A 25357-nucleotide genomic window follows, 5' to 3' on the forward strand; every position below is an offset into this window, starting at 1 on the left:
CACGATCCCATGGCCCCGCTTCCTTCCACCGCGGTCCTGCTCCGCCGCCGCCCCGAGGGCGAGCCGCGCCCCGACGACTTCGAGATCGTCCACCGCCCCTGCCCCGACCCGGAGGACGGCCAGCTCAGGCTCGAAGTGCTGTGGCTGTCGCTCGACCCCTACATGCGCGGCCGGATGAGCGCCGCCCGGTCCTACGTCGAGCCCGTCGGGATCGGCGACGTGATGGCCGGGCAGGCCGTGTGCCGCGTCGAGTCATCGCGGCATCCCGGATTCGCGCCGGGCACGCTGGTGCTGGCGGGATCGGGCTGGTGCACGGCGGCGCTGTCCGACGGCACCGGCCTGATCCGCCTCGACCCGGCGCCGGCGCCCCTCACGGCGGCGCTGGGCGTGCTCGGCATGCCGGGGTTGACCGCCTATGCGGGCCTGGCCGAGATCGGCCGGCCGAAGGCGGGCGAAACCGTGGTGGTGGCGGCCGCCACCGGCCCCGTCGGCTCCGCCGTCGGGCAGATCGCCAGGAAGCGCGGCTGCCGCGCCGTGGGCATCGCGGGCGGGGCCGAGAAGTGCCGGCTGCTCGTCGAGCATTTCGGCTTCGACGCCGCCGTCGACCACCGCGCGCCGGACTTCCCCGCTCGGCTGAAGGCGGCCTGCCCGAACGGGATCGACGTGTATTTCGAGAACGTCGGCGGCGCCGTGTGGGACGCGGTGCTGCCGCTGCTCAACGACTTTTCGCGCGTGCCGGTCTGCGGGCTGGTGTCGCAATACAACGCCACGGCCCTGCCCGCCGGGCCGAACCGCGTGCCGGACGTGATGCGGGCCGTGCTGAGCCGGCGCATCGAGATCCGCGGCTTCATCGTGTGGGACTTCGCCCATCGGGCGGGGGAGTTCCGCCGCGAGGTCGGCACCTGGGTGGCGGACGGCTCGATGCGGACCCTGGAACACCGCGTCGAGGGGATCGAGCGGGCCCCGGCCGCGCTGGTCGACATGCTGGCCGGCCGCAACCTCGGCAAGGTGGTGGTGAAGGTGGCGCCGGGCGCGCCGGACTGAGCGCCGCCTACCCCCGCGCGGCCGCCCCGAGGAGCGCCCGCCCGAGCTCGCCCGACCCTTCCGCGTCGGCGGCGAGCCGTTCGTAGATCCGCGCCGCGCCCTCGAACATCATCGCGGCGGGGTCGTCCGGCCCGAGGAAGGCCGCGACCTCGCGCATCTCCGCCACCCAGCGGTAGGCCTTGGGCAGCATGTCCGGCATGGCCTTGCCGAAGCGGGCGACGAGTTCCGGCTGGCTGCGGTCGAGCTCCGCCCGCAGCGCTTCGCCCGCGCCCCGGCGTTCCGCGCCGAGGAACATGCCCGCCGCCAGCGCGGTGACGCCCTTGGTGCACATGGCGTAGACGAGCTTCAGCCCCGAAGCGGCGCCGAAGGGCGCGTCCATGGGCTTCAGGTCCAGCCCATGGCGGCCGAGCGGCGCCGTCAGGCCCGCGGGGTCGCCGCTGACGTAGACGGCCGGGCTCACCCCTGCGCGCTTCGGCGGCGCCCCGATGATGCAGCCGTCGACGACGGGGCAGCCGGTGCCGTCGAGGGCGGCGCGCACGCGCTCGGCCGTGGCGGGGCTGATGGCGTTGAGGTCGACGAAGGCAGGCTTTCGCGCGCCCGCCCGCAGCGACGGCGCGAGCCGTTCGGCGAGCGCGACCGCGGAGCCCGGCGGCACGATGGACAGGATCATGTCGGCGCCCGCGAGGTCGTCGAGCGGCACGTCCCTCATGCCGGCCTCCGCGGCGCGGGCCCGGCTCCCGGCGCCCCGCCCGTCGAGGTTGGTCAGGACGGTGGCGCCGCCCTCCGCCAGGCGCAGGCCCATGCCGGCCCCCATGGCGCCCGCCGCCAGGATCGCGATCGTGGTCATGCCCTCGTCTCCGTCTCGAACCGCGCCCCCGTCGATCGTTCGGAGGCTTCCCACAGCGCCCGCGCGGTCGCGTCATCCCGCGCCTGGGGCATGACGCGCGACGGCCCGACGGGCCCGGTACGCTCGCCCCGCCCCGTCGGGCCGTAATAGCCGCCCGCCGCGGCGTCGGGCGCCGTCGCGGCGTACAGGATCGGCAGGGCGCCGTCAGCCGCCGATTGCCCGAGCAGGCGGAAGGCGAGGTTCATCAGGGCGGGCTTCACCCCGCCGCGCCCTTCCGCGGGGCCGTTGGTGATGATGTCGGTGACGGCCCAGCCGGGATGCGCCGCGACGGAGCGGATCGGCCAGCCGGCCGCGTCGGCGCGGGCCTGGAGCGCGCGGGCGAAGATCAGCATGGCGAGCTTGCTTTGGCGGTAGGCCGTCCAGGGATCGTAATGCCGCTCCCCCTGCAGGTCGTCGAGGGCGATGCGGCCCTGGACATGGGCGAGGCTGGCGAGGCTCACCACGCGCGCCCCGCGTCCGGCGCGCAGCAGCGCCGGCATGAGACGGGCCGTCAGGGCGAAATGGCCGAGGTAGTTGGTGCCGAACTGCTCTTCATGGCCGTCCCGCGTCGTGCGGCGCGTCGGATAGGCCATGACGCCGGCGTTGTTGACCAGGATGTCGACGGCGGCGCCGTCCGCCACGAGGACTTCGGCGAAGCCCGTCACGGACGACAGGTCGGCGAGGTCGAGGGGGGCGAAGCGCAACTCGGCCTGCGGCACGGCCGCGGCGATGCGGCGGCGGGCCGCCTCGGCCTTGCCGGGGTTGCGGGCCGCCAGGACCACGGCGGCGCCGCGTCGCGCCAAACCCAACGCCGTTTCGAAGCCGAGGCCGCCCGAAGCGCCGGTGACGACCGCGCGCCGCCCGTCGAGCCGCGGCGCGTCGTCGATCGTCCAGCCGCGTCGCGCCATCGTCCATGCCCCCTCGGTCATCGGGGAAGTGGGGCGGAGTGCGGGCTTCTCAAGGCCGAGCGGGCACCCGGCGGGCCGCACGCGCGGCCGGATCGAGGCCTATCGTGTCCGCCCGGGTGCCGCGACGCGGTCACCCGTGGGCGGAACGGCGTCAGCCGTAGACCTGCCTGTGGGCGGCCGCATAGAGGTCGGACTGGAAGGCGCCCATCTCGACGAGGTCGGAGTTCGACAGGGTGTCGATCTCGGCGATGAGCTGGCGGTAACGGCGGTTCTTGTCGAGGCGATCCTGCGCCAGGGCAAAGAGTTTGTTGAACATGGTTCGATTTCCCTCAAACGGGTTGATGGATCAAACCTCCCGGATCGGTCTTGATGCCGATGACGTCGAGATAGCGCTGCCTATGGTGCAGTGCAACACGCCGAAGTGCAGTGCAGCTCGGCGGAACCTGCATGGCGAAATTCAGAGTTTCTTCATCATAAGCCGCATGAGGCATGTCGAGGGCGCATGGCAGGCGTCGACGATGCTCGAAGCGGCATCCTGCCGTTCCGCGAGGCTCGTGGCGGCGCCGGGCGGTTCGCGGGTAGCGCGGAGCGGCCCCGTGCGTCGAAGCATGGCAGTGTTGCATGCATCGCCCCTGCCGCACCGGATGTCGCGGTCGGGCCCGCCCCGGTCAGCCGCGGCCCGCACCGCGGCCACGCCGCCCGGTGGAAATCGTCCGGCGTCGGGCCGTCCATTCCATCTTGGGGCACCGGGCGGGGCGCTCCCCGACGACGTTGGGTTCGCGGGGGCGATCGGCGCCCGTCCGGCCGGATCGGAACCGTTCCAGATTCCCGCTTGACGCGAAGGACGACGCTCCGCATCACACGGGCACTCGTTTGACACGGCAGGCGACCATGTCGCATGGTTGTGACAATGATAATCGTTCTAAACGATATGATCTCACGCGAGCGTGTATGACGCGAAGTCTGAGGAAGGGAGGGCACCTATGAACATGGAGCTCTCACGGCGCCATTTTCTGAAGATGGCCGGCGTGGGTGCGGCGGGGACATCGCTGGGGGCCTTCGGGTTCGCCGGCGTGGAGGCGGCCCAGGCCGCGGCCATCAGGCCCTACAAACTCGCCAACACCACGGAAACCCGCAACACCTGCCCCTACTGCTCGGTGGCCTGCGGCATCATCATGTATTCCAAGGGCGACCTGAAGAAGGGCGAGCGCGCCGACATCACCCACATCGAGGGTGACATCGACCACCCGACGAACCGCGGCACGCTGTGCCCGAAGGGTGCCGCGCTCCACGACTTCGTCACCTCCAAGACCCGCATCACCGTCCCCCGCGTCCGCGAGCCCGGCTCCGACGAATGGACGGAAGTGTCCTGGGACCATGCGCTGGACCGCATCGCGCGCCTGATGAAGGACGACCGCGACGCCAACTTCATCGCGAAGAACAAGGACGGCACGGCCGTCAACCGCTGGACCACGGTGGGGTTCCTGGGCGCCTCGGCGACCACGAACGAGACCGCGTTCCTGACCTACAAGGCTGTCCGCTCCATGGGCATCCTGGGGTTCGACAACCAGGCGCGTGTTTGACACGGCCCGACGGTGTCCAGTTTGGGCCCGACGTTTGGCCGCGGAGCGATGACGCAGCCGTGGACTGATATCAAGAACACCGATCTCGCGATCGTGATGGGCGGCAACGCGGCCGAAGCGCACCCGTGCGGCTTCAAATGGCTGGTCGAGGCCAAGGCCCACCGCGGCGCTAAGCTGATCGTCGTCGACCCGCGCTACACGCGCACGGCCGCCGTTTCGGATTACTATGCCCCGATCCGTCAGGGCACCGACATCGCCTTCCTGCTCGGGGTGATCCGCTACTGCATCGCCAACGACAAGATCCAGTGGGAATACGCCAAGAACTACACTAACATCTCGTACCTCGTGAAGGACGGCTTCTCCTATAAGGACGGCCTGTTCACCGGCTACGACGAGATGAAGCGCGACTACGACCGTTCCTCCTGGGATTACCAGTTGGGCGCGGACGGGTTCGTGCAGTCCGACATGACGTTGCAGCATCCGCGCACGGTGTGGCAGCTCCTGAAGGACCACGTCGAGCAGTACACGCCCGAGCTGGTCGAGCGCATCTGCGGCACGCCGAAGGACAAGTACCTCCACATCTGCGAGATGATCGCGGCCACGTCGGCGCCCGACAAGGCGATGACGTCGATGTACGCCCTCGGCTGGACGCAGCATTCCAAGGGCGCGCAGAACATCCGCACCATGGCGATGCTCCAGCTGCTGCTGGGCAACATCGGCATTGCGGGCGGTGGCATGAACGCCCTGCGCGGCCATTCCAACATCCAGGGCCTGACCGACCTCGGCCTGATGTCCAACCTGATCCCGGGATACCTGTCGATCCCGACCGAGAAGGAGAAGGCCATCGGCGACTACCTGGCGACCCGCCAGTTCAAGCCGCTGCGCGCCGACCAGACCAGCTACTGGCGCAACTACGACAAGTTCTTCGTATCGTTCCAGAAGAGCATGTGGGGCGACCACGCCACGAAGGACAACGACTGGGGCTACGACTACCTGCCCAAGCTCGACGTGCCGGCCTACGACATCCTCCGCATGATGGAGATGATGAACGAGGGCAAGGTCAACGGCTACTTCTGCCAGGGCTTCAACCCGATCCTGTCGATCCCCAACCGGGCGAAGACGACGGCGGCCCTGTCGAAGCTGAAGTACCTCGTGACGATGGACCCGCTCGACACCGAGACGTCCAACTTCTGGCGGAACTTCGGCATCTACAACGATGTGAAGTCCGCCGACATCAAGACCCAAGTGTTCCAACTCCCGACCACCTGCTTCGCCGAGGAGGAAGGCTCGCTCGCCAACTCCGGCCGGTGGCTGCAGTGGCATTGGGCCGGCGGTTCGGCTCCGGGCGATTGCAAGCACGACACCTGGATCATGGCGCAGATCTTCCTGCGCGTGAAGAAGCTCTACCAGGCCGAGGGCGGCGCCTACCCGGACCCGATCGTCAACCTGACCTGGAACTACGCCGACGCCGAGGAGCCCACCCCGGAGGAGCTCGCCAAGGAGGTCAACGGATACGCGCTCGCGGATCAGTTCGACGCCAAGGATCCGACGAAGCTCGTCGCCGGCAAGGGCAAGCTGCTGGTCAACTTCAGCCAGCTGAAGAACGACGGCTCCACCTCCTCGGGCTGCTGGATCTATTCGGGCCAGTGGAACGAGAACGGCAACAACATGGCGCGCCGCGACAACGCGGATCCGGGCAACATGGGGACGTTCCTGAACTGGACGTTCGCGTGGCCGGTGAACCGTCGCGTGCTCTACAACGCGGCTTCCTGCGACATGCAGGGCAAGCCGTGGGATCCCAGCCGCAAGCTGATCGAATGGAACGGGTCGAAGTGGGTCGGCAACGACGTGCCCGACATCGCGCCGGACGCGCAGCCCGGCAAGGTGCAGCCCTTCATCCTCAACCAGGAGGGCACCGCCCGCCTCTTCACCCGCGCCCTGCTCCGTGACGGCCCGTTCCCGGTCCATTACGAGCCCTTCGAGTCGCCGGTGAAGAACGTCATCAACCCGGCGATCCGCGGCAACCCCGTGGCGCGCATCTTCCAGGCGGACGTGGCCTCCTTCGGCGACGCGAGCGAGTTCCCCTACGCGGCGACCTCGTATCGGTTGACGGAGCACTTCCACTACTGGACGAAGCACAACCGGGTGAATTCGGTGCTTCAGCCCGAGTTCTTCGTGGAGATCAGCCACGAGTTGGCGGCCGAGAAGAGCATCCAGAACAACGGCTGGGTGCGGGTCTGGTCGAAGCGCGGCGAGGTGAAGGCCAAGGCCTACGTCACGAAGCGCATCCAGCCGCTGATCTGCGACGGCAAGGCGGTCCACGTGGTCGGCATCCCGCTCCACTGGGGCTTCATGGGTGCCGCCGTGAAGGGATGGGGGCCGAACTCGCTGACCCCCGTCGTGGGAGACGCGAATTCCGACACGCCGGAGTTCAAGGCCTTCCTGGTCAACATCGAGCCCACAACGCCGCCCGCCGTCTCGTAAGGGGAGCTAGACCATGTTCATGCCTAACGTCCCCGTCGGTCAGCCCGTCCCGGGCTTCTCCGAGAAGGACCTCATCAAGAGGTCGGCCTCTTCCGTGCCGGAGCCGGCACGGAGGCTGACCGAGGTCGCCAAGCTGATCGACATCTCGAAATGCATCGGCTGCAAGGCCTGCCAGTCGGCGTGCATCGAGTGGAACGACACCCATCCCGAGATGGAGTCGTTCCAGGGGACCTACATGAACCCCCACGATCTGACGCCCAACATGTTCACTCTGATGCGGTTCAACGAATGGACCAACCCGGAGACGGATAAGCTCGAGTGGCTGATCCGCAAGGACGGCTGCATGCATTGCTCCGACCCGGGCTGCCTCAAGGCCTGCCCGGCCCCCGGCGCCATCGTGCAATACTCGAACGGCATCGTGGACTTCGTCCACGACAACTGCATCGGCTGCGGCTACTGCGTGAAGGGCTGCCCCTTCAACATCCCCCGGATCTCGCAGACGGATCACAAGGCGTACAAGTGCACGCTGTGTTCCGACCGCGTGGCGGTGGGCCAGGGGCCGGCCTGCGCCAAGGCCTGCCCGACGCATGCCATCTCGTTCGGCACCAAGGACGAGATGAAGGCCGAGGCGGCCGACCGCGTGAAGGATCTGAACTCGCGCGGCTACAAGAACGCGGGCCTCTACGACCCGCCGGGGGTGGGCGGCACGCATGTCATGTACGTGCTGCAGCACGCCGACAAACCGCACATCTACAACGACCTTCCGGACGACCCGAAGATTTCCAGCCTGGTCCAGGCCTGGAAGGGCGCCGGCAAGTTCGCCGGTCTGGCGCTGATCGGCTTCGCCGCCGTCGCCAGCGCCGCCCACGCCGTCTTCGCCGGCCAGAACAAGGTCACGAAGCACGACGAGGAAGAGGGTGAAGCGCTGACCGGGAAGGACGCATGAGCGAGGCTCTCCGCGACACGGACCGGCTCGATCCGAACCGGAACATCGAGCACCGCACCATGGTGCAGCCGGGGGATGCCATCACCCCCGGCACCAAGGGCACGCCCGCCACGGTCAAGCGCTACGGCCCGCTGGCGCGCTTGAACCATTGGGTGGTGGCCTTCAGCCTGATCGCGCTCGCGCTGTCGGGCCTGGCCCTCTACAGCCCCTACCTGTACTTCCTGACCGGCATCTTCGGCGGCGGGCAGACCACGCGCTGGCTCCATCCGTGGATCGGCGTCCTGCTGTTCGTGTCCTTCTACGTGTTCTTCGCCCAGCTTTGGCGCGCCAACCTGTTCAACCGGGACGACCTGACCTGGGCCATGCGGTTCAAGGACGTCGTGGCCGGCAACGAGGAGCGGCTGCCCGAGATGGGCAAGTACAATGCCGGCCAGAAGTTCGTGTTCTGGGGCATGTCGGCGCTGATCCTGGCGCTGATCGGCACCGGCGTCCTCATCTGGCAGGAGTATTTCGCGGTCTACACCGCGATCGAGACGCAGCGTTGGGCCGCCCTGCTCCACGCCGCCGCCGCCATCGCGATCATCCTGATCTGGATCACGCATGTCTACGCGTCGATCTGGATCCAGGGCACGATGCGGGCCATGACGCGCGGCAACGTGACGGCCGGCTGGGCCTACCGCCACCATCGCAAGTGGCTGAAGCAGCTCGCCGGCCTGCGCCGCAAGACGGCTCCCCAGGCCAACGCCGTCGAGCACACCAAAGCGGCGAAGCACCTCGGTCTCTGACCGGGGCGCATCTCCGGCCGATCTCGCAGACATGATCGAGGCGCCGTTCGCGGCGCCTTTTTCATGGGTAGGCCGTCGGCGCGACATTGCCTGTCGCCGCCGAAAAGCTACATGTCATCCATGTCCGACCCGAGATCCATCGAAGCCGACCCGACCGCGATCGGCGGCGTCGTCACACCGCCCTTCGCCCGGCTGCCCGATCCGGACGCGCTGTTCGTGAAACGCAGCCTGCGCCTGCGCGCCTATGCGGAGCAGAGCGACCTGAAACCCTTCCTGCTGTTCCTGGCGGGCGTCGCCGACGCGCAGGCCGCCATCCTGCCGCTGCTGCCCCCCGTCGAGCCGCCCGACCCCGAAGCCCTGGCCCGCGCGCGCGACAACGCCATGCCGCCGGTCGACCGCGCCGCCATCGCGCCCGACGCCGCCTTCGACGCCACCTTCGAGGCCCTGTTCGACGCGGCCGCCGCGGTCGACCAGCCCGACGAGGCGCGCGCGGCGCTCGCCCGCATCAAGGGAGACCGGGCGCTCCGCGACACCTGCAGCCGCACCGTCCTGGCCGGCGAGCGGCCGGACACCGGCCTGGCCGAACACGCCTATGCGGCCGCGGCGCTGCAGGTCCACATGGCGCGCCTGGCCGCCACGCTGGACCCGGCGTCGCTGGTCCCGGTCGGCACCGGCGCCTGCCCGTGCTGCGGCGGCCCGCCGGTGTCGTCCACGGTGGTCGGCTGGATGGGGGCGGACGGCGCCCGCTATTGCACCTGCGCGCTGTGCGCCACGATGTGGAACGTCGTGCGGGTCAAATGCACGCTCTGCGACTCGACCAAGGGCATCACCTACATGGGCGTCGACGGCGGCACCGACACCGTGAAGGCCGAAACCTGCGACGAATGCGGGCGCTACGTGAAGATCCTGCAGGGGCAGAAGGACATGCTGGTCGACGCCGTGGCGGACGACGTCGGCAGCCTCGGGCTCGACATGCTGATGCAGGGCACGCGCTACAAGCGCGGCGCCTACGACCCGTTCCTGCTGGGCTATTGACGGGCGTGCCGGCGCCGAACCTCCGCCTGCGCGACCTGCCCGGGGTCGACGACGTGATGCGCCACGCCGACGGTGCCGCCCTGGTGGAGCGCTTCGGGCGCGCCGAGGTGGCCGAAGCGGTCCGCGCCGCGGTGGGCGACCTCCGCACGTCGCTGCGCGCGGGCGCCGAGGCGGACGTTTCGCGCGAAGCCGTGTCGGCCGAGGCCGGCCGCCGGCTCGCCGCGCGGGGGCGCTCGGCGCTGCGCCCGCTGTTCAACCTCACCGGGACGGTGCTGCACACCAACCTCGGCCGGGCCATCCTGCCCGAAGCCGCGATCGGCGCGGCCGTCGACGCCATGGCCAGCCCCGTGGCGCTGGAATACGACCTCGACACCGGCCGGCGCGGCGAGCGCGACGACCACGTCCGCGCGCTGCTGCGCGAGGTGACCGGCGCCGAGGACGGCACGGTGGTGAACAACAACGCCGCCGCGGTGCTGCTGGTCATCAACACCTTCGCCTGCAACCGCGAAGCCGTGGTGTCGCGCGGCGAGCTCGTGGAGATCGGCGGCTCGTTCCGCATCCCCGAGCTGATGACCCAGGCCGGCGCCACCTTACGCGAGGTCGGCACCACCAACCGCACCCACCCGCGCGACTACGTGGACGGGTTCGGCCCGGACACGGGCCTCGTCATGAAGGTCCACACCTCCAACTACCGCATCGAGGGCTACACCGCCGAGGTCGGGGCACCGGAGCTCACCGGCCTCGCCCGCGCGGCGGGCGTCACCTTCTGCAACGACCTCGGCTCCGGCACGCTGGTGGACCTGTCGCGCTGGGGGCTCCGGCACGAGCCCACGGTGCGCGAAGCCGTGGCGGACGGCGCCGACCTCGTCACCTTCTCGGGCGACAAGCTGCTCGGCGGCCCGCAGGTGGGCTTCGTCGTCGGCACCAGCGCGGCGATCGCCCGCGTCAACCGCAACCCGATGAAGCGGGCGCTGCGCGTCGACAAGCTGCGGCTCGCCGCCCTCGAAGCCACGCTGAAGCTTTACCGCGACCCCGACCGCCTCGACGCCACCCTGCCGACGCTGCGCCTGCTGGCCCGCCCCGCGGCCGACATCGCCGCCCTCGCGGAGCGCATGCTCGGCCCCGCCGCCGCGGCGCTGCCCGGCTACGCGGTGTCGGTCGGCGCCTGCCGCTCGCAGATCGGCTCGGGCGCCCTGCCGGTCGACACGATCGCCAGCGCCGGCCTGTTCATCCGCCCCGCCGACCGCGGCGGAGACGACGCGCTCGGCCGCCTCGCCGCCGCGCTGCGCGCCCTGCCCCGCCCCGTCGTCGGCCGCGTCAGCGAGGGCGCGCTCGTGCTCGACCTGCGCTGCCTCGAAGACGAGCCCGGCTTCATCGCCACCCTGCAGGATCTTTCGCGGACCCTCCATGCCGTTCCTTGACCGCCTGCTCGGGCGCAAAGCCGAAGACACCGCCGCCGCGATGGACCGCGCCGGGGCGCTCGCCGCCGCGGGTGACTATGCCGGGGCCCTCGCGGTCTGGGAGCCGCTGGCCCGCAAGGGGCACGCCCGCGCGCGCAACAACATCGGCGCCTGCTTCGCCGAAGGGCTCGGCGTGGAGCGCGACCCCGCGCTGGCCCACCGCTGGATCGGCCTCGCCGCCGAAGCGCGCGACCCGGTGGCCCAGCGCAACCTCGCGTCCCTGTATTTCCGCGGGGAAGGCGTGGAGCAGGACGACGCGGAAGCGGCGTGGCGCTACCGGCTCGGCGCGGAGAACGGCGACGCCCCGTCGCAGGACATGCTGAGCTACATGATGCTGGAAGGCGTGGGGCTCGACCAGGACCTCGTCGGCGCGCGGCAATGGGCGGAGCGGGCCGCCGCCGCCGGCGTCGCGTCCGCCATGACGCGGCTCGGCTGCATCCACAACGACGCCACCGGGACGCCGCGCGACCCCGAGAAGGCGGTGTCCTGGTGGCGCCGCGCGGCCGCGCGCGGGGACGCCGACGCGCAATCCTTCCTCGGCGCGGCGTTGCTGGTCGGCATCGGCGTGCCGCGCGACCCGGTGGACGCGCTGGCCTGGCTCCTCCGCGCGCAGAACGGCGGCAGCCTGAAGGCGCCCGCCTACCTGCCGACCGCCCGGGGGGCCGTCGACGCGGACGGCATGGCGGAAGCCGAGCGCCGTGCCGCCGCGCCCCTGCCCGGGGGCAGGCCGGGAGTGGCGGCTTGATCGTCGGCACGGCCGGCCACGTCGACCACGGCAAGACGGCGCTGGTCCGCGCCCTCACGGGCACCGACACCGACCGGCTGCCGGAGGAGAAGAAGCGCGGCATCACCATCGACCTCGGCTTCGCCTACCTGCCGACCGGCGACGGCGACGCGCTGGGCTTCGTCGACGTGCCGGGCCACGAGCGCTTCGTCGGCACCATGGTGGCGGGCGCGACCGGGATTGACCTCCTCCTGCTGATCGTGGCGGCCGACGACGGCGTGATGCCGCAAACGCGCGAGCACCTCGCCATCGCGGACCTCCTGGGGCTGCGCCGCGCCCTCGTGGTGATGAGCAAGGCCGACCTCGCCGACGCGGAGCGCCGCGCCGCCGTGGAAGCGGAGATCCGCGGCGTTCTCGCCGGCACGGCGCTGGCCGACGCCCCCGTGCTGCCGGTGTCGACCGTCACGGGCGAGAACGTGGAAGCGCTGAAGGCGGCGCTGGACGCCGAACGCGCGGCCCGGGCCGGGCGCGACGGCGCCGGGCGCTTCCGCCTCGCCGTCGACCGCTCCTTCGTGCTCGCGGGCGCCGGCACGGTCGTCACCGGCACGGTGCTGTCGGGGAGCGTCGCGGTCGGCGACCGCGTGACGCTGAGCCCGTCCGGCACCGCCGCCCGCGTGCGCTCCCTCCACGCCCAGAACCACGCCGCCGAGCGCGGCCTCGCGGGCCAGCGCTGTGCCCTGAACCTCGCCGGCGTCGAGCGCGCCGCCGTGCGGCGCGGCGACGTGGCGCTCGACCCCTCGCTGCACGCGCCCACCGACCGCATCGACGTGCGCCTGCGCGTGCTGCCCGGCGAGCCCAAGCCGACCACGACCTGGCTGCCCGTGCGGCTGCACCACGGCGCGTCCGACGTCGCGGCGCGCCTCGTGCCCCTGGCGGCCGACGGCATCGCGCCGGGGGCGGAGGGCTTCGCCCAGCTCGTGCTGGAGCACCCGATCGCGGCGGCGGCCGGCGACCGTTTCGTGCTGCGGGACACGTCGGCGCGGCGCACGCTCGGCGGCGGCACGCTGCTCGACCTCAGGCCCCCCGCCCGCAAGCGCCGCACACCCGAGCGGTTGGCCCAGCTCGACGCCCTGTCCGAGCCCGCGCCGGAGCGCGCCGTCGCGCGGCTGCTCGACCTCGCCCCCTTCACGGTGGACCTCACCGGCTTCTGCCGCGACCGCGCGCTCGCCGCGGACGCCCCCGACGCCCTGGCGCGACACCTCGGCCTCGTGGCCCTGAGGGTCGGCGACGGCGTCACGGCCCTGTCGGCCGCGCGGTGGGACGCCTATGCGGCGGCGCTGGCGGAAGCGCTCGCGGCCTTCCACGCCGAAAATCCTGACCTGCAGGGGCTCGGCTCGGAACGGCTGCGGCTGCAGCTCGAGCCGCGGCTGCCGCGCCCCGTCTACGTGGCGGCGCTGGCGCGGCTGGTCGAGGCCGGGCGCGTCGCCACCGAGGGGTCCTGGGTCCGGCTGCCGGACCATGTGGCGCGCCTCAGCCCCGCCGACGAGGCGCTGTGGGCCCGCATCGCGCCCCTGGTCGCCAAGCACGAGGAGCGGTTCCGCCCGCCGCGGGTGCGCGACGTGGCGGGCCTGCTCGGCGCCGCCGAAACGGAGGTGCGCCGCGTGTGCAAGCTCGTCGGCCGCTCGGGGCGGATCGACCAGGTGGCGCACGACCATTTCTTCACCCGCGCCACCGTGTCCGAGATGGCGGCGATCGTGGCGGACCTGTCCGGTTCTGCCGGAACCGGCGAGTTCACCGCCGCGCAGTTCCGCGACCGGGTGGAGAACGGCCGCAAGGTGGCGATCCAGATCCTGGAATTCTTCGACCGCCACGGCCTCACCATGCGCCGCGGCGACCTCCGCCGCCTGAACCCGCACCGCGCCGACCTGTTCGGCGCGCCCTGACGCCGGAGCCCGGGGACAATTGACCAACACGCAGTTCATCGTCGGCGTCGCCCTCTGCCTCGCGATCGGCGCGCTTTGGGCCTGGTGGCGGCGACCGCCGCGGGCTTGAAAGGGAGCGAGGCACAGGTCCGATACACCCAAGGGCCCTGAGCGCGGCCGGGTCGCGCGACGGGAAACGGTGCCGGTGCGACGGAACTGCGACGGCCCGCCGCGCGTCGGTCCCGGGGGCGCGCCCCGCGCCACCGCCGGATCGGGCGGGGCGGACGGGCCACACGGAGACCGACCATGAGAAGCATCACGCTGGGGCTGGCCTTGGGCCTGCTCGGGGGCGTCGCGATGGCCAGCGCCGCCGGGGCGCAGACGCCGCCCGCCCCGCCCTCACCGCCGCCGGCGCTGAAGCAGCCCGCCGCCGGCCCGGCGCCCGCTCCGGCCGCGCCACAGCCGGGTATGCCCCCGGCGAACGCGCCGACGCCGCCGGCCGCGCCGGGCCAGCAGAGCGCACAGAACGGCCAGCCCGCCGTGCCCGCGCCGAGCGGCCCGCCCGAAGGCATGATCGTGGAAACGCCGAACGGCTTCTACCTCGTGCGCCCCGGCGACCCGAACCCGCAGCACCTCGACTTCGGGCGCGGCGGCCAGGGTCCGATGCGCATGGGCCAGCCGGGCCCGGGCCGACCCATGATGGGCCAGGCCGGCCTGCCGGACGGCGAGGACGCCATGGGCGACATGGCCGAGGACGGCGCGCCGCCCCCGCCGCCGCCCCGCCGCGGTCCCCCGCCCCGTCCGCCGGAAGCCAAGGGCGCGCACCTGCACATCCACACCCCCAACCTCGACGTCAACGTGAAGTGCCCGGACGACGAGCCCATCAAGGGCTGCGTGGACGCCATCTCGCAGCTGATGGACAAGGCCAACACCCAGACCCACTGACCAAGCCCCGCTGACGCCGGCGGTGCAGCCGCGCCGCCGGTGCCGTTCCCGGAGTATGTCCCCATGGCAGATGTCCCCTATGCGTCGGCTCTCGTCATCGGGGCGGGCGGTGGCATCAGCGCTTCCGTGGCGCGCGCCTTCGCGGGCGCGGGGCTGGCGGTGGCTCTGGCCGCCCGCGACCCGGGAAAGCTCGCCGCTCTCGCCGGCGAGGTCGGGGGAGCCGCCTTCGCGGTCGACGCCGCCGATCCGGCGGGAATGGAGCGGCTCTTCGCCGAGGTGGACGGCGCCATCGGGGCTCCCGACGTCGTGGTCTACAATCCGAGCCTGCGGGCACGGGGCTCGATCCTCGACCTCGACCCGGAGGACGTCCGCAGCGCCATCGCGGTGTCGGCCTTCGGCGAGTTCCTCGCCGTGCAGCAGGCGGCGCGGCGCATGGTGCCCAAGGGGCGTGGCGCGGTGCTGTTCACCGGCGCCTCGGCCAGCGTGAAGGGCTACCCGCTGTCGGCGCCATTCGCGATGGGCAAGTTCGCGCTGCGGGGCCTCGCCCAGAGCGCCGCGCGCGAGCTCGGGCCGAAGGGCATCCACGTGGCCCATGTGGTGATCGACGGCGCCGTGAGGAGCGCGTCCCGCCCCGAGCCGGCCGACCGGCCCGATTCGATGCTCGACCCCGACGCGGTCGCGCAGACCTACCTGTCGCTGCTGCGCCAGCCGCGCAGCGCGTGGTCGCTGGAGGTCGAGCTCCGGCCCTGGGTCGAGAGTTTCTAGGCGGACCCCATCGCCCGGGAATCGCGATCGTCCGCCATCTCGGAAGCGGATGGCTCGACCCCACGGGCCGCCGCCGGCGGATCCGGCCGGCCGTTCCATCGCGGCCCCTCATCCCGAACATCACACCTCTGCGTTGGATGTCCGGCCGCCCGCCGTCCATGTTTCGCGCCGCCAATGAGGCGACGCGGGATGGTGGGCGGGTATCCATGGAACAGGCGAGACACGGGGCCGACGGTGCGGCCACGGGGCGGACGGCTTTCGCGATCCTCCCCGTCGTCCTGCGCGGCGCGCTGATCACCCTGCCGCTGATGGCGCTGCGGGCGATGTTCGTTTCGCGCGGACAGCCCCTGTCGGCCCTCAGCGACGACCAGCTCCGCGACATCGGACTCACGCGCGACGACATCGCGCCCCCGCACGAGCGGACGCGCTCCGCCGACCTCGACGCCCACCGGATGCTGCGGGGGTGCGACTGGCGGTGACGCGATGGCGCGATCAGTCCGCTGCCCGTCCGGTTCGCGCCTTTCGCCCCTGCGAGCCCCCGCTGCCCGTTCGACGACAGCGCGGGGATGAGCGTGACGGATTATGTCAACCGGCTGCCCCCGAGCGCCGCCCGAGGCGGGCCGTCGCCCGTCACCGCGCGGGCGTCTGCGGCGGCAGGGGGGCGCCGCTCCGCATCAGCCAGAACATCACCAGAAGCACGATGAGGGCGATGCAGAGCCCCACGATGGCGCGCGAGCTCAACTGGAAATTGGAACGCCCCTGCGCGATGCCGATGCGCGGCGGGGGGGCCTGGGCGACCCGGACGGTTTCGGGGGCGCGCTGCGGCGGCCCCGGGACGGCACCCGGCACGTCCGGGCCGCGGCCGTCGAGCACCGCCTGGGCGAGGTGGCGGTAGGTGGCGAGGCGGCGCGCCGTGCTTTCGCCGAGCAGGTAGGAATGCACCTCGGCGGCCTCGGGCATGCGGCCCTGGAGGCGGCTGTAGGCTTCCAGCCAATCGTATTTGTTCTGCTTGTAGATCGAGTAGGCGACGAGCCCGACGATGTCGCTGTCCCCCGTCACGAGGCTGGTGAAGACGACGTTGTGCTCTGCGGGGTCGACGATGGCGGGGTCGGGGCCGACCGCGGCGTCCCTCAGGGTCGCCGGCATGGGGCGCTCCGTCATCGGGCGCTCGGACACGGGGCGCTCCGCCTCGATCCGCGCTGCAGTCTGGTCCATCGTGCCGGCCCCTTTGTCCATGCTAGTCCAACGATCCGAAGCGCCGCCCGGGTCCCGGCCGACGGCCGAAACGAGGGTGCCACACTGCCGCCGCACGACCAATGGGAGCGCGCGCTGCGCGCCGAAGGTTTCCCCCGCGTCGCCGGGGTCGACGAGGCCGGGCGCGGGCCGCTCGCCGGGCCGGTTTCGGCCGCCGCCGTGATCCTGGATCCCGCCGCGGTGCCGCCCGGCATCGACGATTCCAAGGCCCTGACGGCGGACCGGCGCGAAGCGCTATGCGACGCCATCCTCCGGTCCGCGCTGGCGGTCGGCATCGGGCTCGCGCCGGCGGCCGAGATCGATGCGCTGAACATCCGTCAGGCCACCTTCGCGGCCATGCGCCGGGCCGTGAGGGGCCTGGGACTCGCCCCCGACCACCTGCTGATCGACGGGCGCGACGTGCCGCCGGGCCTCCCCTGCCCGGCCCGCGCCCTGGTGAAGGGCGACGCCCTGTCGCTGTCGATCGCCGCGGCGTCGATCGTCGCCAAGGTGACGCGCGACCGGCTGATGGCGCGGCTCGACCTGGCCCATCCCGCCTATGGGTTCCGGATCCACAAGGGCTACCCCACGGCGGCGCATCGTGCGGCGATCCTGCGGCACGGGCCGTCGCCCTGCCACCGGCTCAGCTTCGGCTCCGTGGCGCGCTCGATCGGCCCCGACCGGAGCGCGACGTGACGGCGGGGCGCAGGCGCGAGCCGCCCGACCGTCTCGGGTGAAACGGGTTTCGCGCCGCCCCGCGCCGGGCGGCGACGCCATCGAGCGCCGGGCCGTCGCGAAAAGGGACGCGTGTCGGGCCGCGTCGGAAACTCCTCCTTAAGGTTAAGCGCAGCAATATCCTGCCTGTGAGTAGCGTTTTCCGGTGTGTGTCACATGTCTCAAGCACAGGCCGGTTCGGCCGCTTCGAAGCTCCAGTCTAAGGTATCGCGTGCTGGAGCTTCGACGGCTCGCCTCAGGGCCGTTTCCCCCGCTCTCACGGACAGGATCATCCTGTCGGACTGCCTCGACGCCCTGGCGTCGCTGCCGGCCGAAAGCGTCGACCTCGTCTTCGCCGATCCGCCCTACAACCTCCAGCTCACGAACCCGCTGACGCGGCCCGACCAGAGCGCCGTCGACGCCGTCGACGACGATTGGGACAAGTTCGCGTCCTTCGCCGACTACGACCGCTTCACGCGGGCTTGGCTGCAGGGCGTGCGCCGGGTGATGAAGCCCAACGCGACGCTGTTCGTGATCGGCTCCTACCACAACATCTTCCGCGTCGGCTCGACGCTGCAGGACCTCGGCTTCTGGATCCTCAACGACGTCGTGTGGCTGAAGGCCAACCCGATGCCGAACTTCCGCGGACGCCGCTTCACCAACGCCCACGAGACGATGATCTGGGCGTCGCGCGACCCCGACGCCAAGGGCTACACCTTCAACTACGAGGCGCTGAAGGGCGCCAACGACGACACCCAGATGCGGTCGGACTGGTACATGCCGATCTGTTCGGGCGGCGAGCGCTTGAAGGACGCCAACGGCGACAAGCTCCACCCGACGCAGAAGCCCGAAGCGCTGCTGACGCGGGTCATCCTCAGCGCGTCCAAGCCCGGCGACGTGGTGCTCGACCCCTTCTTCGGCTCGGGCACCACGGGCGCGGTGGCCCGCCGCTACGGCCGCACCTGCGTCGGCATCGAGCGTGACCCCGGCTACGCCAAGGCGGCGGCGGCCCGCATCGCCGCCGTGGTGCCGGCCGGCGTCGACACGCTCGACGTGCTGGCGACCAAGCGTTCCGAGCCGCGCCTCGCCTTCGCCACCCTGCTCGAATCCGGCGCCGTGGCGCCCGGCCAGGCGCTCTTCGACAGCCGCCGCCGCGTCAAGGCCAGCGTGCGGGCCGACGGGCTGATCCAGGTCAGCAACATCGCGGGCTCGATCCACAAGGTCGGCGCGCTGGTGCAGGGCCTGCCGTCCTGCAACGGCTGGACCTACTGGCACGTCGAGGAAGCCGGCGAGCTGAAGCCCATCGACGTGCTGCGCGAGCGGGCGCGGGCGGGGATGCGCGACGGGGGGTGACGCGCGGCGTCGGAAGCGTGGAAGGCGGTCACCCGGGCGGCAGCCCGCCATGCCCGGCGAGCTCCTCCAGGGCGGCGCGGTATTCGATGAAGGTCTTGGGGCAGGTCGCGAGCGTTCTCTCGAACAGGGGGCGCGCAGCGTCGAACTCGCGGTGCATGATGCGCATCTCGGCCTCGTAGAACTGTGTTTCGCAGACTCGGTGTTGATCCGATGCCAGATCAAGCAACCCGGCCGCAGCTCTGACCCTGTCGATGCTCGCCTTTGTGTCGAAGTATCGGACAAGCTGCCCTGGCCATTTCTGGAGATCGGCTTCCTGCGCCGTCGCGGCGATCGGATCTGCCAATCCCGTGCGTTCAGCCGCGATCGAAAGCCAAAGAATCGCGTAGGCTTCTTTCGGGTCGATCGTCAGCGCTTGCCGGAGATCCGAGACGGCCTCGGCCCCCCGTCCGCGATACAGCTCCGAGATGCCGCGCTGCCGGTAGAGTTCGGCGCGAGGGCGCTCATCCAGCGCGGCGGTGAATTGGGCGATGGCGTCGTCGAGGTCGCCCGCGTCGAAGAAGTTGGCGCCTAGGCCCGCATGCGCGGAGAATCGGAAATCGCCGGCATGCACGGGCGACAGCTTGCGTTGTCCCGTGATGGCCGCGTCCAGATCCGCGGTGGCCTGCGCCGCCAGCCCCGAACCGGCCTCCTGCAGAGCCAGACCGTAGCGCACGCGCGGATCGTCCGGGTAACGCGCGAGCAGTTGCGAGGCTTGGCGCTCCCAGCCGGCGTCATCGGCGGGCGCCTCCCCGGCCGGCACCAGGCGAGCGGATTGTGTCGGCGCCCGGAGGCCGCCCACCAGGACCGTGATGCCGACGAGGCCCGCCAGACCCGCCGCAGCGGCAAGGCCGGCTTTCCTGGACGGGCGAAGCGCCAAGCCGTTCCGCCACGCCAGCCCGACGATGATGCCGAGCAGCAGGCCGCCGACCTCCCCGCCGGCGTGATCGGCGCGATCCACGACGAACAGGCCCGGAAGCGTCACCCCCGGCGTGACCGCCGGGATGCAGACGGTGAGCGCCCAGGCCCAGAGCCAGCGGCGCTGGTTTCCACGCGGCAGCGCCGTGCCGAGCGGAAGGGCGGCGGCGAAGAGCGCCAGGATCGCTCCCGAAGCACCGACCGAGATCATCTCGGGTGGATTGAAGGTGACGGAGGCCAGCGATCCGGCGAGCCCGCCCAGGAGGAACACAGCCCCGAACAGGAGCGGCCCGATCCCCCTCTCGATGAGGAAGCCGGCCACCAGCAAGGCCGCGAGATTGACGACGAGGTGCGCGGCACTGGCATGCAGAAAGATCGCGGCGAGCAGGCGATACGGTTGTCCGAGCAGGATCGCCAGTTCCCGGTCCACGCCGCCCCAGGCCATCAGGGTCTCGACCGAGAGCCCGGCGGGCGTCGCGGGCGCCCAGGGGAACAGGACCTCGCCGGCGAACACGACGATCATCACGCCTGCCAGAGCCAGGGTGACCCAAGGGAGCCGCTGACGGGCGAGCCAGAGAGCATTGGCGAGGTCCAGGAGCGGCCCGGGCCCGGTCGGGGAGGCCGCGTCCGGCGCCATGTCGCGGGCGCGGGCGATCTCCAGCCGCGTCGCCACGACGGTCCCGCAAGGCGCGTCGTAGAACGTATCGGCATGGCGCCAGATGGCCATCGCGGCGGTCAATTGCGCTGCGCCGACGAGCGCGTTCTGCGCCACCCAGGCGAGGGCCGCCAGCGTCGGGGACGCCGTGCCCGATCCCGCTTCGACGACCGCGCCGACGAGCACCACCAGCGCACCGGGGACGTAGATCCAGGCAAACCGGGCATAGCGCCGGGCGAGCAGGCGCGCGAAGGCCATGCCTTCGGCGGTTCCGCCGAGATCCGCGACGGCGATGCGGGCGAGGCGCCGGCCGGGGCTTCCGCCCGCGAACCGATCGGAAGCCCAGCGCAAGAGAACGAAGAGGGGGTAGAAGAGGGCGTCGAGCCCGAGCACGCGCATCGCGGTGCTCCCGTCGGGCGAGGTCGGCGCCGCGAAGGTCGTGGTGGTTGTGACGGCGCCTGCCTTCTCCTCGTGCCAGGCCACGTAGACGGCCCGGGTCGGAGCGAAGAAGCGGGACGTGCACAGGCTCTGGCTCGTGACGGCGAAACCCGAGGGAACCGTCACGCCGGCGGGAGCGGCCTGGGCCGGCCGGCAGGACGAATAGAACGTGATGCCGGTCGTCAGATGGCCGCCGCTCGCGGCGAACAGCAGGGCCACGAGCGCCTGCAGCGCCATCTGAGCCAGGATCAGATCCGTCGCCGCCGCGACGCCGCGGCGCCAGAAGCCCGCCCGTTCGACCATGGGTGCCCCCCGCGGAAAGCGCCCCGCCTCCCCGGTCAGACCCTACAGGCTTGCCGCGCGGGTAGAAACCGCCATCGCGTGTTCTACCGTCCGATGCCGCCGCTCGCTCGCCGGGTGAGACGCGGCCGCCGCCGAGCGTTCCGAGCGCGTCTCACCCGGCGAGCGAGCGGGCGTGCCGCGCGATGCGGCGGCACGCGTCCGCCAGCCGCTCCGCCGGCGCCGCCATCGCCAGGCGCACGAAGCCGGCCGTCGCAGGGCCGAAGGCCGCGGCGTCGACCAGCGAAACGCCCGTGGCGCGGAACAGCCCCCAGGCGAAGTCCGTCGAGCTCATCCCCGTGCCGCGGACGTCGATGAGCGCGAACATGCCCGAGGCCGGGCGCAGCATCGCGATCCCGGGCAGGCCCGCGAGCCCCTCCGCCACGGTGTCGACCCGCGCCCGATAGGCCTCGCGCATCACCTCCGTGGTGGCGTCGTAGTCGGCCAGGGCCACGATCGCGGCCTCCTGGATGAAGCCGGGCTGGCCGTAGAGCATGTTGAGCCCGAGCCGGTCGAGGTGGCCCACCAGATCCTCGGGGCCCACCACCCAGCCGGTGCGCCAGCCCGTCATGGCGTGGGACTTGGACAGGCTGCCGATCGTCGCCGTGCGCTCCGCCATCCCGGGCAGCGCGCGGATGGAGCGGTGGGCGCCTTCGAACACCAGGCTCTCGTAGACCTCGTCGGCCACCACCCACAGGTCGTGCCGGCGCGCCACCGCGGCCACGGCGGCGAGCTCCGCTTCCGTCATCACCACGCCGGTCGGGTTGTTGGGGTTGGCCATCAGGATGGCGCGCGTGCGCGGCGTCACGGCGCCTTCGAGCGCGCCGACGGCCGGGCGGAACCCGTCGTCCGGCGAGGCGGACACGCGGACCACGGTCGCGCCCGCCGCCGCCACGGTGGCCTCGTAGGTGGCGTAGATGGGCTCGATCACCAGCACCTCGTCGCCGGGATCGAGCAGCGACAGCATCACGGCGAAGAGGCCGTTCTGCGCGCCCGACACCGTCATGACGTTCTCGGGGGCCGTCGGGGCGCCGGTGCGGCGCGACTGCACGCCCGCGATGGCGGCGCGCAGCGCCGGGCGGCCGGGGATGTAGGTGTAATGCGTGTCGCCGGCCCTGAGCGCCTCCACGGCGCGCTCGACGATGGGGGCGGGCGTGTCGAAATCGGGGTCGCCGACGCTGAGCAGGATCACGTCCTCGCCCCGCGCCTGGGCCAGCCGGGCCTCGCCGTGGATGTGCCAGGCGGCCCCGCCCGGCGCGTCGAGGCGGTCCACGAGCGAGGAGAAGCGCATCGGCGGAGAACCTTTCGGACGGGACGGGAGCCCGTGTCCTACCGCCCCGCGCCGCGCCGCGCCACCCTCCCGGCGCCCCCTCGTGGCCCGCGCCAGGGCTCAGCGCGACGGGGCGGGCCCGCCCGGCGGGCGGCGGAAGCGCCAACGCCACAGCAGCATGGCCGCCACGGCGAACAGCCCCGCCAGCAGCCCGACCCACACGCCGGGCGCGGCGTAGCGGGGCGCCAGCAGGGCCGCGATCGGGACGCCGAAGCACCAGTAGCCGACCCCCGCGATGACCATCGGGGCGCGCGTGTCCTGGAGCCCGCGCAGCATGCCGGCCAGCACCACCTGGGCGCCGTCCGCGATCTGGAAGGCCCCCGCCAGGGCCAGCAGGGCCGTCGCGGTGCGGGCGACGGCGCCGGCGCCCGGCGTCGCGGGGTCGAGGAACAGGCCGATGATGGGCCCGGGCAGCGCCAGCATGGCCAGCGCCGTGGCCGCCATGGTGCCGAGGCCGAGCGCCAGGCCGGCCCATCCGGCGCGGCCCACCCCGGCGGCGTCGCCGGCGCCCGCCGCCCGGCCGACCCGCACCGAAACCGCCTGGGCGATGCCGAGCGGCACCATGAAGGTGAAGGATGCCACCTGCAGCGCGATGGCGTGGGCCGGCAGCGCCGCCGGGTCGTGGGCGCCGACGAGGCCGGTGGCGGCCGCGAAGGCGCCGGTTTCCAGCATGACGCCGATGCCGATCGGCAGGCCGACGCGCCACAGCGCCGCGCAGGCGGCGACCGGCGGGCGGGCGATGCCGCCGAGGAGGCGCAGGTCGCGCAGCCGCGGGTCCAGCAGCACGGCCCCGGCCAGCACCGCCGCCATGAACAGGTTCGACAGCAGCGTCGCCAGCGCCGAGCCCGCCACGCCCAGCGCCGGCAGGCCGAGGCCGCCGCCGATCAGCGCGGCGTTCAGGCCGGCGTTGACGGCGATGCCGAGGACCCCGGTCATCACCGCCCAGCGCGGGCGCTCCAGCGCGGCCAGCATGGAGCGCAGCACGAGGTACACCAGCACGGGCAGGAGCCCCCACTGCATGACGTGGAGATAGGCGCCCGCGGCGCGGGCCAGCGCGGGCTCCTGGCCGGCGGCGCGCAGGATCGGCTCCGCCCGCCACAGGATCAGCCAGATCGGCCCGACGATCAGCGCGGCGTTCCACAGCCCGCCCTGCACGACGCGCCGCGCCGCCGGCCCGCGCCCGCCGGTGCGGCCGACCTCGGCGGAGATGAGGGGCGACACCGCGGCCGTGAGGCCGATGCCGAAGGTCAGCGCCACGCTGTAGAGCGCCAGCGCCAGCGTCACGGCAGCCAGCGCTTCCGGGGCGATGCGGCCCACGAAAGCGGCGTTGGTGAGGTTCATCGCCATCTCGATGGCGTTGGTGACGACGAGCGGAAGGCTCAGCGCCGCGCAGGCCCGGAGCTCCCGGCGCCAGGGGGCGGTGGGGGCGTGGGGCGGAGGGGACGGGACCATGCCCCCGTCCTACAGGGGCGGGGGGCGGGACGCCACGCCCGGGGCGGCGGGCGGGCGCCCCGGGCCTTCAGCCGTAGATCGACGGCTTGTCGCGCAGGTTCACCTTGGCCCAGGCCGCCGACGCCGCCGCGGCGAGGCCCGCATCCGTCACGACGGTGGCGGCGTAGCCGTCCCAGCTCGACGGGCCCGATGCCGTGCCGGCGAGGCAGCCGTCCACCCAGTCCTGCAGCTCGACGTCGTAGGCGCGGCTGAAGCGCTCGCGCCAGTCCTCGGGGACGCGGGCCGCGACCGTGCCGCCGCGCTTCACCAGCACGGTGGCGGATTCGGCCAAGGCCACGGTGCCGGTTTCGCCCACGATCTCGCCGCGGATGTCGTAGCCGAAGTCGATGTTGACGCTGGTCTCGACGTCGACGATCGCCCCGCCCGCCATGCGGAGCAGGATCAGCAGCGGGTCCTGCAGGAGGCCCCCGCGCGCCGACTTCTTCGGCGTGACGACCATGACCTCCGACACCTCCTCGGCGAACAGCCAGCGCGCCACGTCGATGTCGTGGACCGCCGTGTCGACGATCGCCATGTCGGCCGTGTAGTGCGACGGCACGGACGCGTTGCGGTGGCACGAATGGAACATCAGCGGCGCGCCGATCTCGCCCCCGTCGATCGACGCCTTCATGGCCCGGTAGGCGGGGTCGTACCGGCGCATGAAGCCGACCTGCACGAGGCGCGAACCGTGGGCCACCTCGGCGTCGATGATGGCGAGGCCGTCCCGCTCGGTGGTGGCGAGGGGCTTCTCGCAGAACACGAACTTGCCGGCCCGGATCGCGGCCGTGACGTACTGCCGGTGGCTCGGCCCCCAGGAACACACCAGCACGGCGTCGACGGCGGGGGACGCGATCAGCTCTTCGCCGGTGGCGAAGGCTTCGACGCCGGCGAAGCGCGCCGCCACCTCGCGGGCACGGGCCGCGTCGGTGTCAGACACCGCCGTGACGGTCGAGCCGGCCAGCACGGTGGTCAGCCGGCGGATGTGGTCCTGCCCGATCATGCCCACGCCGATCACGCCGATTCTGAGCGCCATTCCATCCTCCCTCGAACGCGGCACCGGTGCCGCTTTGCGGTGGACGATAGCCGCGCGGGGGCCTGTCCCACAACGCCCGGGGCGCATTCGCCCGGCTCGGGCCGGGCACGGGCCGTGCCGCGACGTCACGCGTCGGGGGGCTCGGCCTCGTCGAACCTGCGGGCGAGACGGTCCATCCGGCGCAGCGCCACGCCGACGAAGATCAGCACGAGGCCGCCCACCAGGCAGGTGATCTCGGTGCCGAACTGAGCGTCCGTTGGGGCGTGGCGCGTGGTGAGGAGGCCGAAGAGCACGATCAGCGCCCCGCAGGCGATGGCGAGCGCCCCCACC

General features: G+C 72.2%; 22 protein-coding genes. 13 read left to right on the forward strand and 9 right to left on the reverse strand.

The window, feature by feature from the left end:
- Positions 1-9 precede the first annotated feature (9 nt).
- Positions 10-1044, forward strand: a complete 1035-nt coding sequence (locus tag D3273_RS03160) for an NADP-dependent oxidoreductase (RefSeq protein WP_129223419.1) — start codon at positions 10-12, stop codon at positions 1042-1044.
- Between the two features lie 7 nt (positions 1045-1051).
- Here D3273_RS03160 and D3273_RS03165 read toward each other — a convergent pair whose 3' ends face one another.
- The 3 genes from D3273_RS03165 to D3273_RS28075 form a co-directional block, all read right to left on the reverse strand.
- On the reverse strand, positions 1052-1891 hold the full coding sequence (locus tag D3273_RS03165; RefSeq protein WP_129223421.1) for an NAD(P)-dependent oxidoreductase: 840 nt from the start codon (positions 1889-1891) through the stop codon (positions 1052-1054).
- On the reverse strand, positions 1888-2838 hold the full coding sequence (locus D3273_RS03170; protein ID WP_129223423.1) for an SDR family oxidoreductase: 951 nt from the start codon (positions 2836-2838) through the stop codon (positions 1888-1890). The genes D3273_RS03165 and D3273_RS03170 overlap by 4 nt, the downstream gene beginning before the upstream one ends.
- 151 nt (positions 2839-2989) lie before the next feature.
- Entirely contained in the window at positions 2990-3154 is a 165-nt protein-coding gene (locus tag D3273_RS28075) for a hypothetical protein (protein WP_165359359.1), read from the reverse strand.
- Between the two features lie 667 nt (positions 3155-3821).
- Between D3273_RS28075 and fdnG the strand changes: the two genes are divergently transcribed.
- The 10 genes from fdnG to D3273_RS03225 all read left to right on the forward strand — a co-directional run bounded on the left by fdnG (position 3822) and on the right by D3273_RS03225 (position 15966).
- Positions 3822-6905, forward strand: a complete 3084-nt coding sequence (gene fdnG, locus D3273_RS03180) for a formate dehydrogenase-N subunit alpha (RefSeq protein ID WP_207210655.1) — start codon at positions 3822-3824, stop codon at positions 6903-6905.
- A gap of 13 nt (positions 6906-6918) precedes the next feature.
- Positions 6919-7851: a formate dehydrogenase subunit beta gene (gene fdxH, locus D3273_RS03185; protein WP_129223429.1), complete on the forward strand. Its 933-nt coding sequence runs from the start codon at positions 6919-6921 to the stop codon at positions 7849-7851.
- Between the two features lie 59 nt (positions 7852-7910).
- Positions 7911-8636, forward strand: coding sequence for a formate dehydrogenase subunit gamma (locus D3273_RS03190; protein WP_129223757.1), 726 nt, complete (start codon positions 7911-7913; stop codon positions 8634-8636).
- Between the two features lie 111 nt (positions 8637-8747).
- Entirely contained in the window at positions 8748-9671 is a 924-nt protein-coding gene (fdhE, locus tag D3273_RS03195; protein ID WP_245500960.1) for a formate dehydrogenase accessory protein FdhE, read from the forward strand.
- 5 nt (positions 9672-9676) lie between these two features.
- Positions 9677-11092 carry an L-seryl-tRNA(Sec) selenium transferase gene (selA, locus tag D3273_RS03200; RefSeq protein WP_207210657.1) on the forward strand — a complete coding sequence of 472 codons (1416 nt, stop codon included), beginning with the start codon at positions 9677-9679 and terminating at the stop codon, positions 11090-11092.
- Positions 11079-11876 carry a tetratricopeptide repeat protein gene (locus D3273_RS03205; RefSeq protein ID WP_129223431.1) on the forward strand — a complete coding sequence of 266 codons (798 nt, stop codon included), beginning with the start codon at positions 11079-11081 and terminating at the stop codon, positions 11874-11876. The genes selA and D3273_RS03205 overlap by 14 nt, the downstream gene beginning before the upstream one ends.
- Complete coding sequence (gene selB / locus D3273_RS03210; RefSeq protein ID WP_129223432.1) at positions 11873-13798, forward strand: selenocysteine-specific translation elongation factor; 1926 nt, start codon at positions 11873-11875, stop codon at positions 13796-13798. The genes D3273_RS03205 and selB overlap by 4 nt, the downstream gene beginning before the upstream one ends.
- Positions 13799-14083: 285 nt before the next feature.
- Complete coding sequence (locus D3273_RS03215; RefSeq protein WP_129223434.1) at positions 14084-14722, forward strand: hypothetical protein; 639 nt, start codon at positions 14084-14086, stop codon at positions 14720-14722.
- A 63-nt stretch (positions 14723-14785) separates the two neighbouring features.
- Positions 14786-15487, forward strand: a complete 702-nt coding sequence (locus tag D3273_RS03220; RefSeq protein ID WP_129223436.1) for an SDR family NAD(P)-dependent oxidoreductase — start codon at positions 14786-14788, stop codon at positions 15485-15487.
- Positions 15488-15693: 206 nt separating this feature from the next.
- On the forward strand, positions 15694-15966 hold the full coding sequence (locus tag D3273_RS03225; protein WP_165359360.1) for a DUF1127 domain-containing protein: 273 nt from the start codon (positions 15694-15696) through the stop codon (positions 15964-15966).
- 151 nt (positions 15967-16117) lie between these two features.
- On the opposite strand, the gene D3273_RS29005 is transcribed toward D3273_RS03225, so the two are convergent.
- Positions 16118-16723: a hypothetical protein gene (locus D3273_RS29005; RefSeq protein WP_245500979.1), complete on the reverse strand. Its 606-nt coding sequence runs from the start codon at positions 16721-16723 to the stop codon at positions 16118-16120.
- 63 nt (positions 16724-16786) lie between these two features.
- Here D3273_RS29005 and rnhB point away from each other — a divergent pair, with 63 nt between their 5' ends.
- Both rnhB and D3273_RS03240 read left to right on the forward strand, forming a co-directional pair.
- A complete protein-coding gene (rnhB, locus tag D3273_RS29010) occupies positions 16787-17416 on the forward strand; it encodes a ribonuclease HII (protein ID WP_245500974.1) in 630 nt (209 codons plus the stop codon).
- A gap of 195 nt (positions 17417-17611) precedes the next feature.
- Positions 17612-18787, forward strand: coding sequence for a site-specific DNA-methyltransferase (locus D3273_RS03240; RefSeq protein ID WP_129223443.1), 1176 nt, complete (start codon positions 17612-17614; stop codon positions 18785-18787).
- A 28-nt stretch (positions 18788-18815) separates the two neighbouring features.
- On the opposite strand, the gene D3273_RS03245 is transcribed toward D3273_RS03240, so the two are convergent.
- The 5 genes from D3273_RS03245 to D3273_RS03265 all read right to left on the reverse strand — a co-directional run bounded on the left by D3273_RS03245 (position 18816) and on the right by D3273_RS03265 (position 25356).
- Positions 18816-21137 (reverse strand): rhomboid family intramembrane serine protease, encoded by a 2322-nt coding sequence (locus tag D3273_RS03245; RefSeq protein ID WP_129223445.1) that lies wholly within the window; start codon positions 21135-21137, stop codon positions 18816-18818.
- A gap of 151 nt (positions 21138-21288) precedes the next feature.
- Positions 21289-22464, reverse strand: coding sequence for a pyridoxal phosphate-dependent aminotransferase (locus D3273_RS03250; RefSeq protein ID WP_129223447.1), 1176 nt, complete (start codon positions 22462-22464; stop codon positions 21289-21291).
- Between the two features lie 99 nt (positions 22465-22563).
- A complete protein-coding gene (locus tag D3273_RS03255) occupies positions 22564-23955 on the reverse strand; it encodes an MATE family efflux transporter (RefSeq protein ID WP_129223449.1) in 1392 nt (463 codons plus the stop codon).
- Between the two features lie 67 nt (positions 23956-24022).
- Positions 24023-25027, reverse strand: coding sequence for a Gfo/Idh/MocA family oxidoreductase (locus D3273_RS03260; RefSeq protein ID WP_129223451.1), 1005 nt, complete (start codon positions 25025-25027; stop codon positions 24023-24025).
- 125 nt (positions 25028-25152) lie between these two features.
- Entirely contained in the window at positions 25153-25356 is a 204-nt protein-coding gene (locus tag D3273_RS03265; RefSeq protein WP_129223453.1) for a hypothetical protein, read from the reverse strand.
- Position 25357 lies beyond the last annotated feature (1 nt).

Origin of the sequence: Lichenibacterium minor, from assembly GCF_004137685.1 — a bacterium.
Lineage (GTDB): Bacteria > Pseudomonadota > Alphaproteobacteria > Rhizobiales > Beijerinckiaceae > Lichenihabitans > Lichenihabitans minor.

Bases quoted from the DNA above. Each gene is read 5' to 3' on its own strand.
- D3273_RS03225 (WP_165359360.1), top strand. From the start codon at position 15,694: ATGGAACAGGCGAGACACGGGGCCGACGGTGCGGCCACGGGGCGGACG.
- D3273_RS03165 (WP_129223421.1), bottom strand. From the start codon at position 1,891: ATGACCACGATCGCGATCCTGGCGGCGGGCGCCATGGGGGCCGGCATG.
- D3273_RS03260 (WP_129223451.1), bottom strand. From the start codon at position 25,027: ATGGCGCTCAGAATCGGCGTGATCGGCGTGGGCATGATCGGGCAGGAC.
- D3273_RS29005 (WP_245500979.1), bottom strand. From the start codon at position 16,723: ATGGACAAAGGGGCCGGCACGATGGACCAGACTGCAGCGCGGATCGAG.
- D3273_RS03255 (WP_129223449.1), bottom strand. From the start codon at position 23,955: ATGGTCCCGTCCCCTCCGCCCCACGCCCCCACCGCCCCCTGGCGCCGG.
- D3273_RS03170 (WP_129223423.1), bottom strand. From the start codon at position 2,838: ATGGCGCGACGCGGCTGGACGATCGACGACGCGCCGCGGCTCGACGGG.
- D3273_RS28075 (WP_165359359.1), bottom strand. From the start codon at position 3,154: ATGTTCAACAAACTCTTTGCCCTGGCGCAGGATCGCCTCGACAAGAAC.
- D3273_RS03205 (WP_129223431.1), top strand. From the start codon at position 11,079: ATGCCGTTCCTTGACCGCCTGCTCGGGCGCAAAGCCGAAGACACCGCC.
- fdxH (WP_129223429.1), top strand. From the start codon at position 6,919: ATGTTCATGCCTAACGTCCCCGTCGGTCAGCCCGTCCCGGGCTTCTCC.
- D3273_RS03190 (WP_129223757.1), top strand. From the start codon at position 7,911: ATGGTGCAGCCGGGGGATGCCATCACCCCCGGCACCAAGGGCACGCCC.
- D3273_RS03240 (WP_129223443.1), top strand. From the start codon at position 17,612: ATGTCTCAAGCACAGGCCGGTTCGGCCGCTTCGAAGCTCCAGTCTAAG.
- fdhE (WP_245500960.1), top strand. From the start codon at position 8,748: ATGTCATCCATGTCCGACCCGAGATCCATCGAAGCCGACCCGACCGCG.
- D3273_RS03215 (WP_129223434.1), top strand. From the start codon at position 14,084: ATGAGAAGCATCACGCTGGGGCTGGCCTTGGGCCTGCTCGGGGGCGTC.
- D3273_RS03245 (WP_129223445.1), bottom strand. From the start codon at position 21,137: ATGGTCGAACGGGCGGGCTTCTGGCGCCGCGGCGTCGCGGCGGCGACG.
- D3273_RS03220 (WP_129223436.1), top strand. From the start codon at position 14,786: ATGGCAGATGTCCCCTATGCGTCGGCTCTCGTCATCGGGGCGGGCGGT.
- D3273_RS03250 (WP_129223447.1), bottom strand. From the start codon at position 22,464: ATGCGCTTCTCCTCGCTCGTGGACCGCCTCGACGCGCCGGGCGGGGCC.
- D3273_RS03160 (WP_129223419.1), top strand. From the start codon at position 10: ATGGCCCCGCTTCCTTCCACCGCGGTCCTGCTCCGCCGCCGCCCCGAG.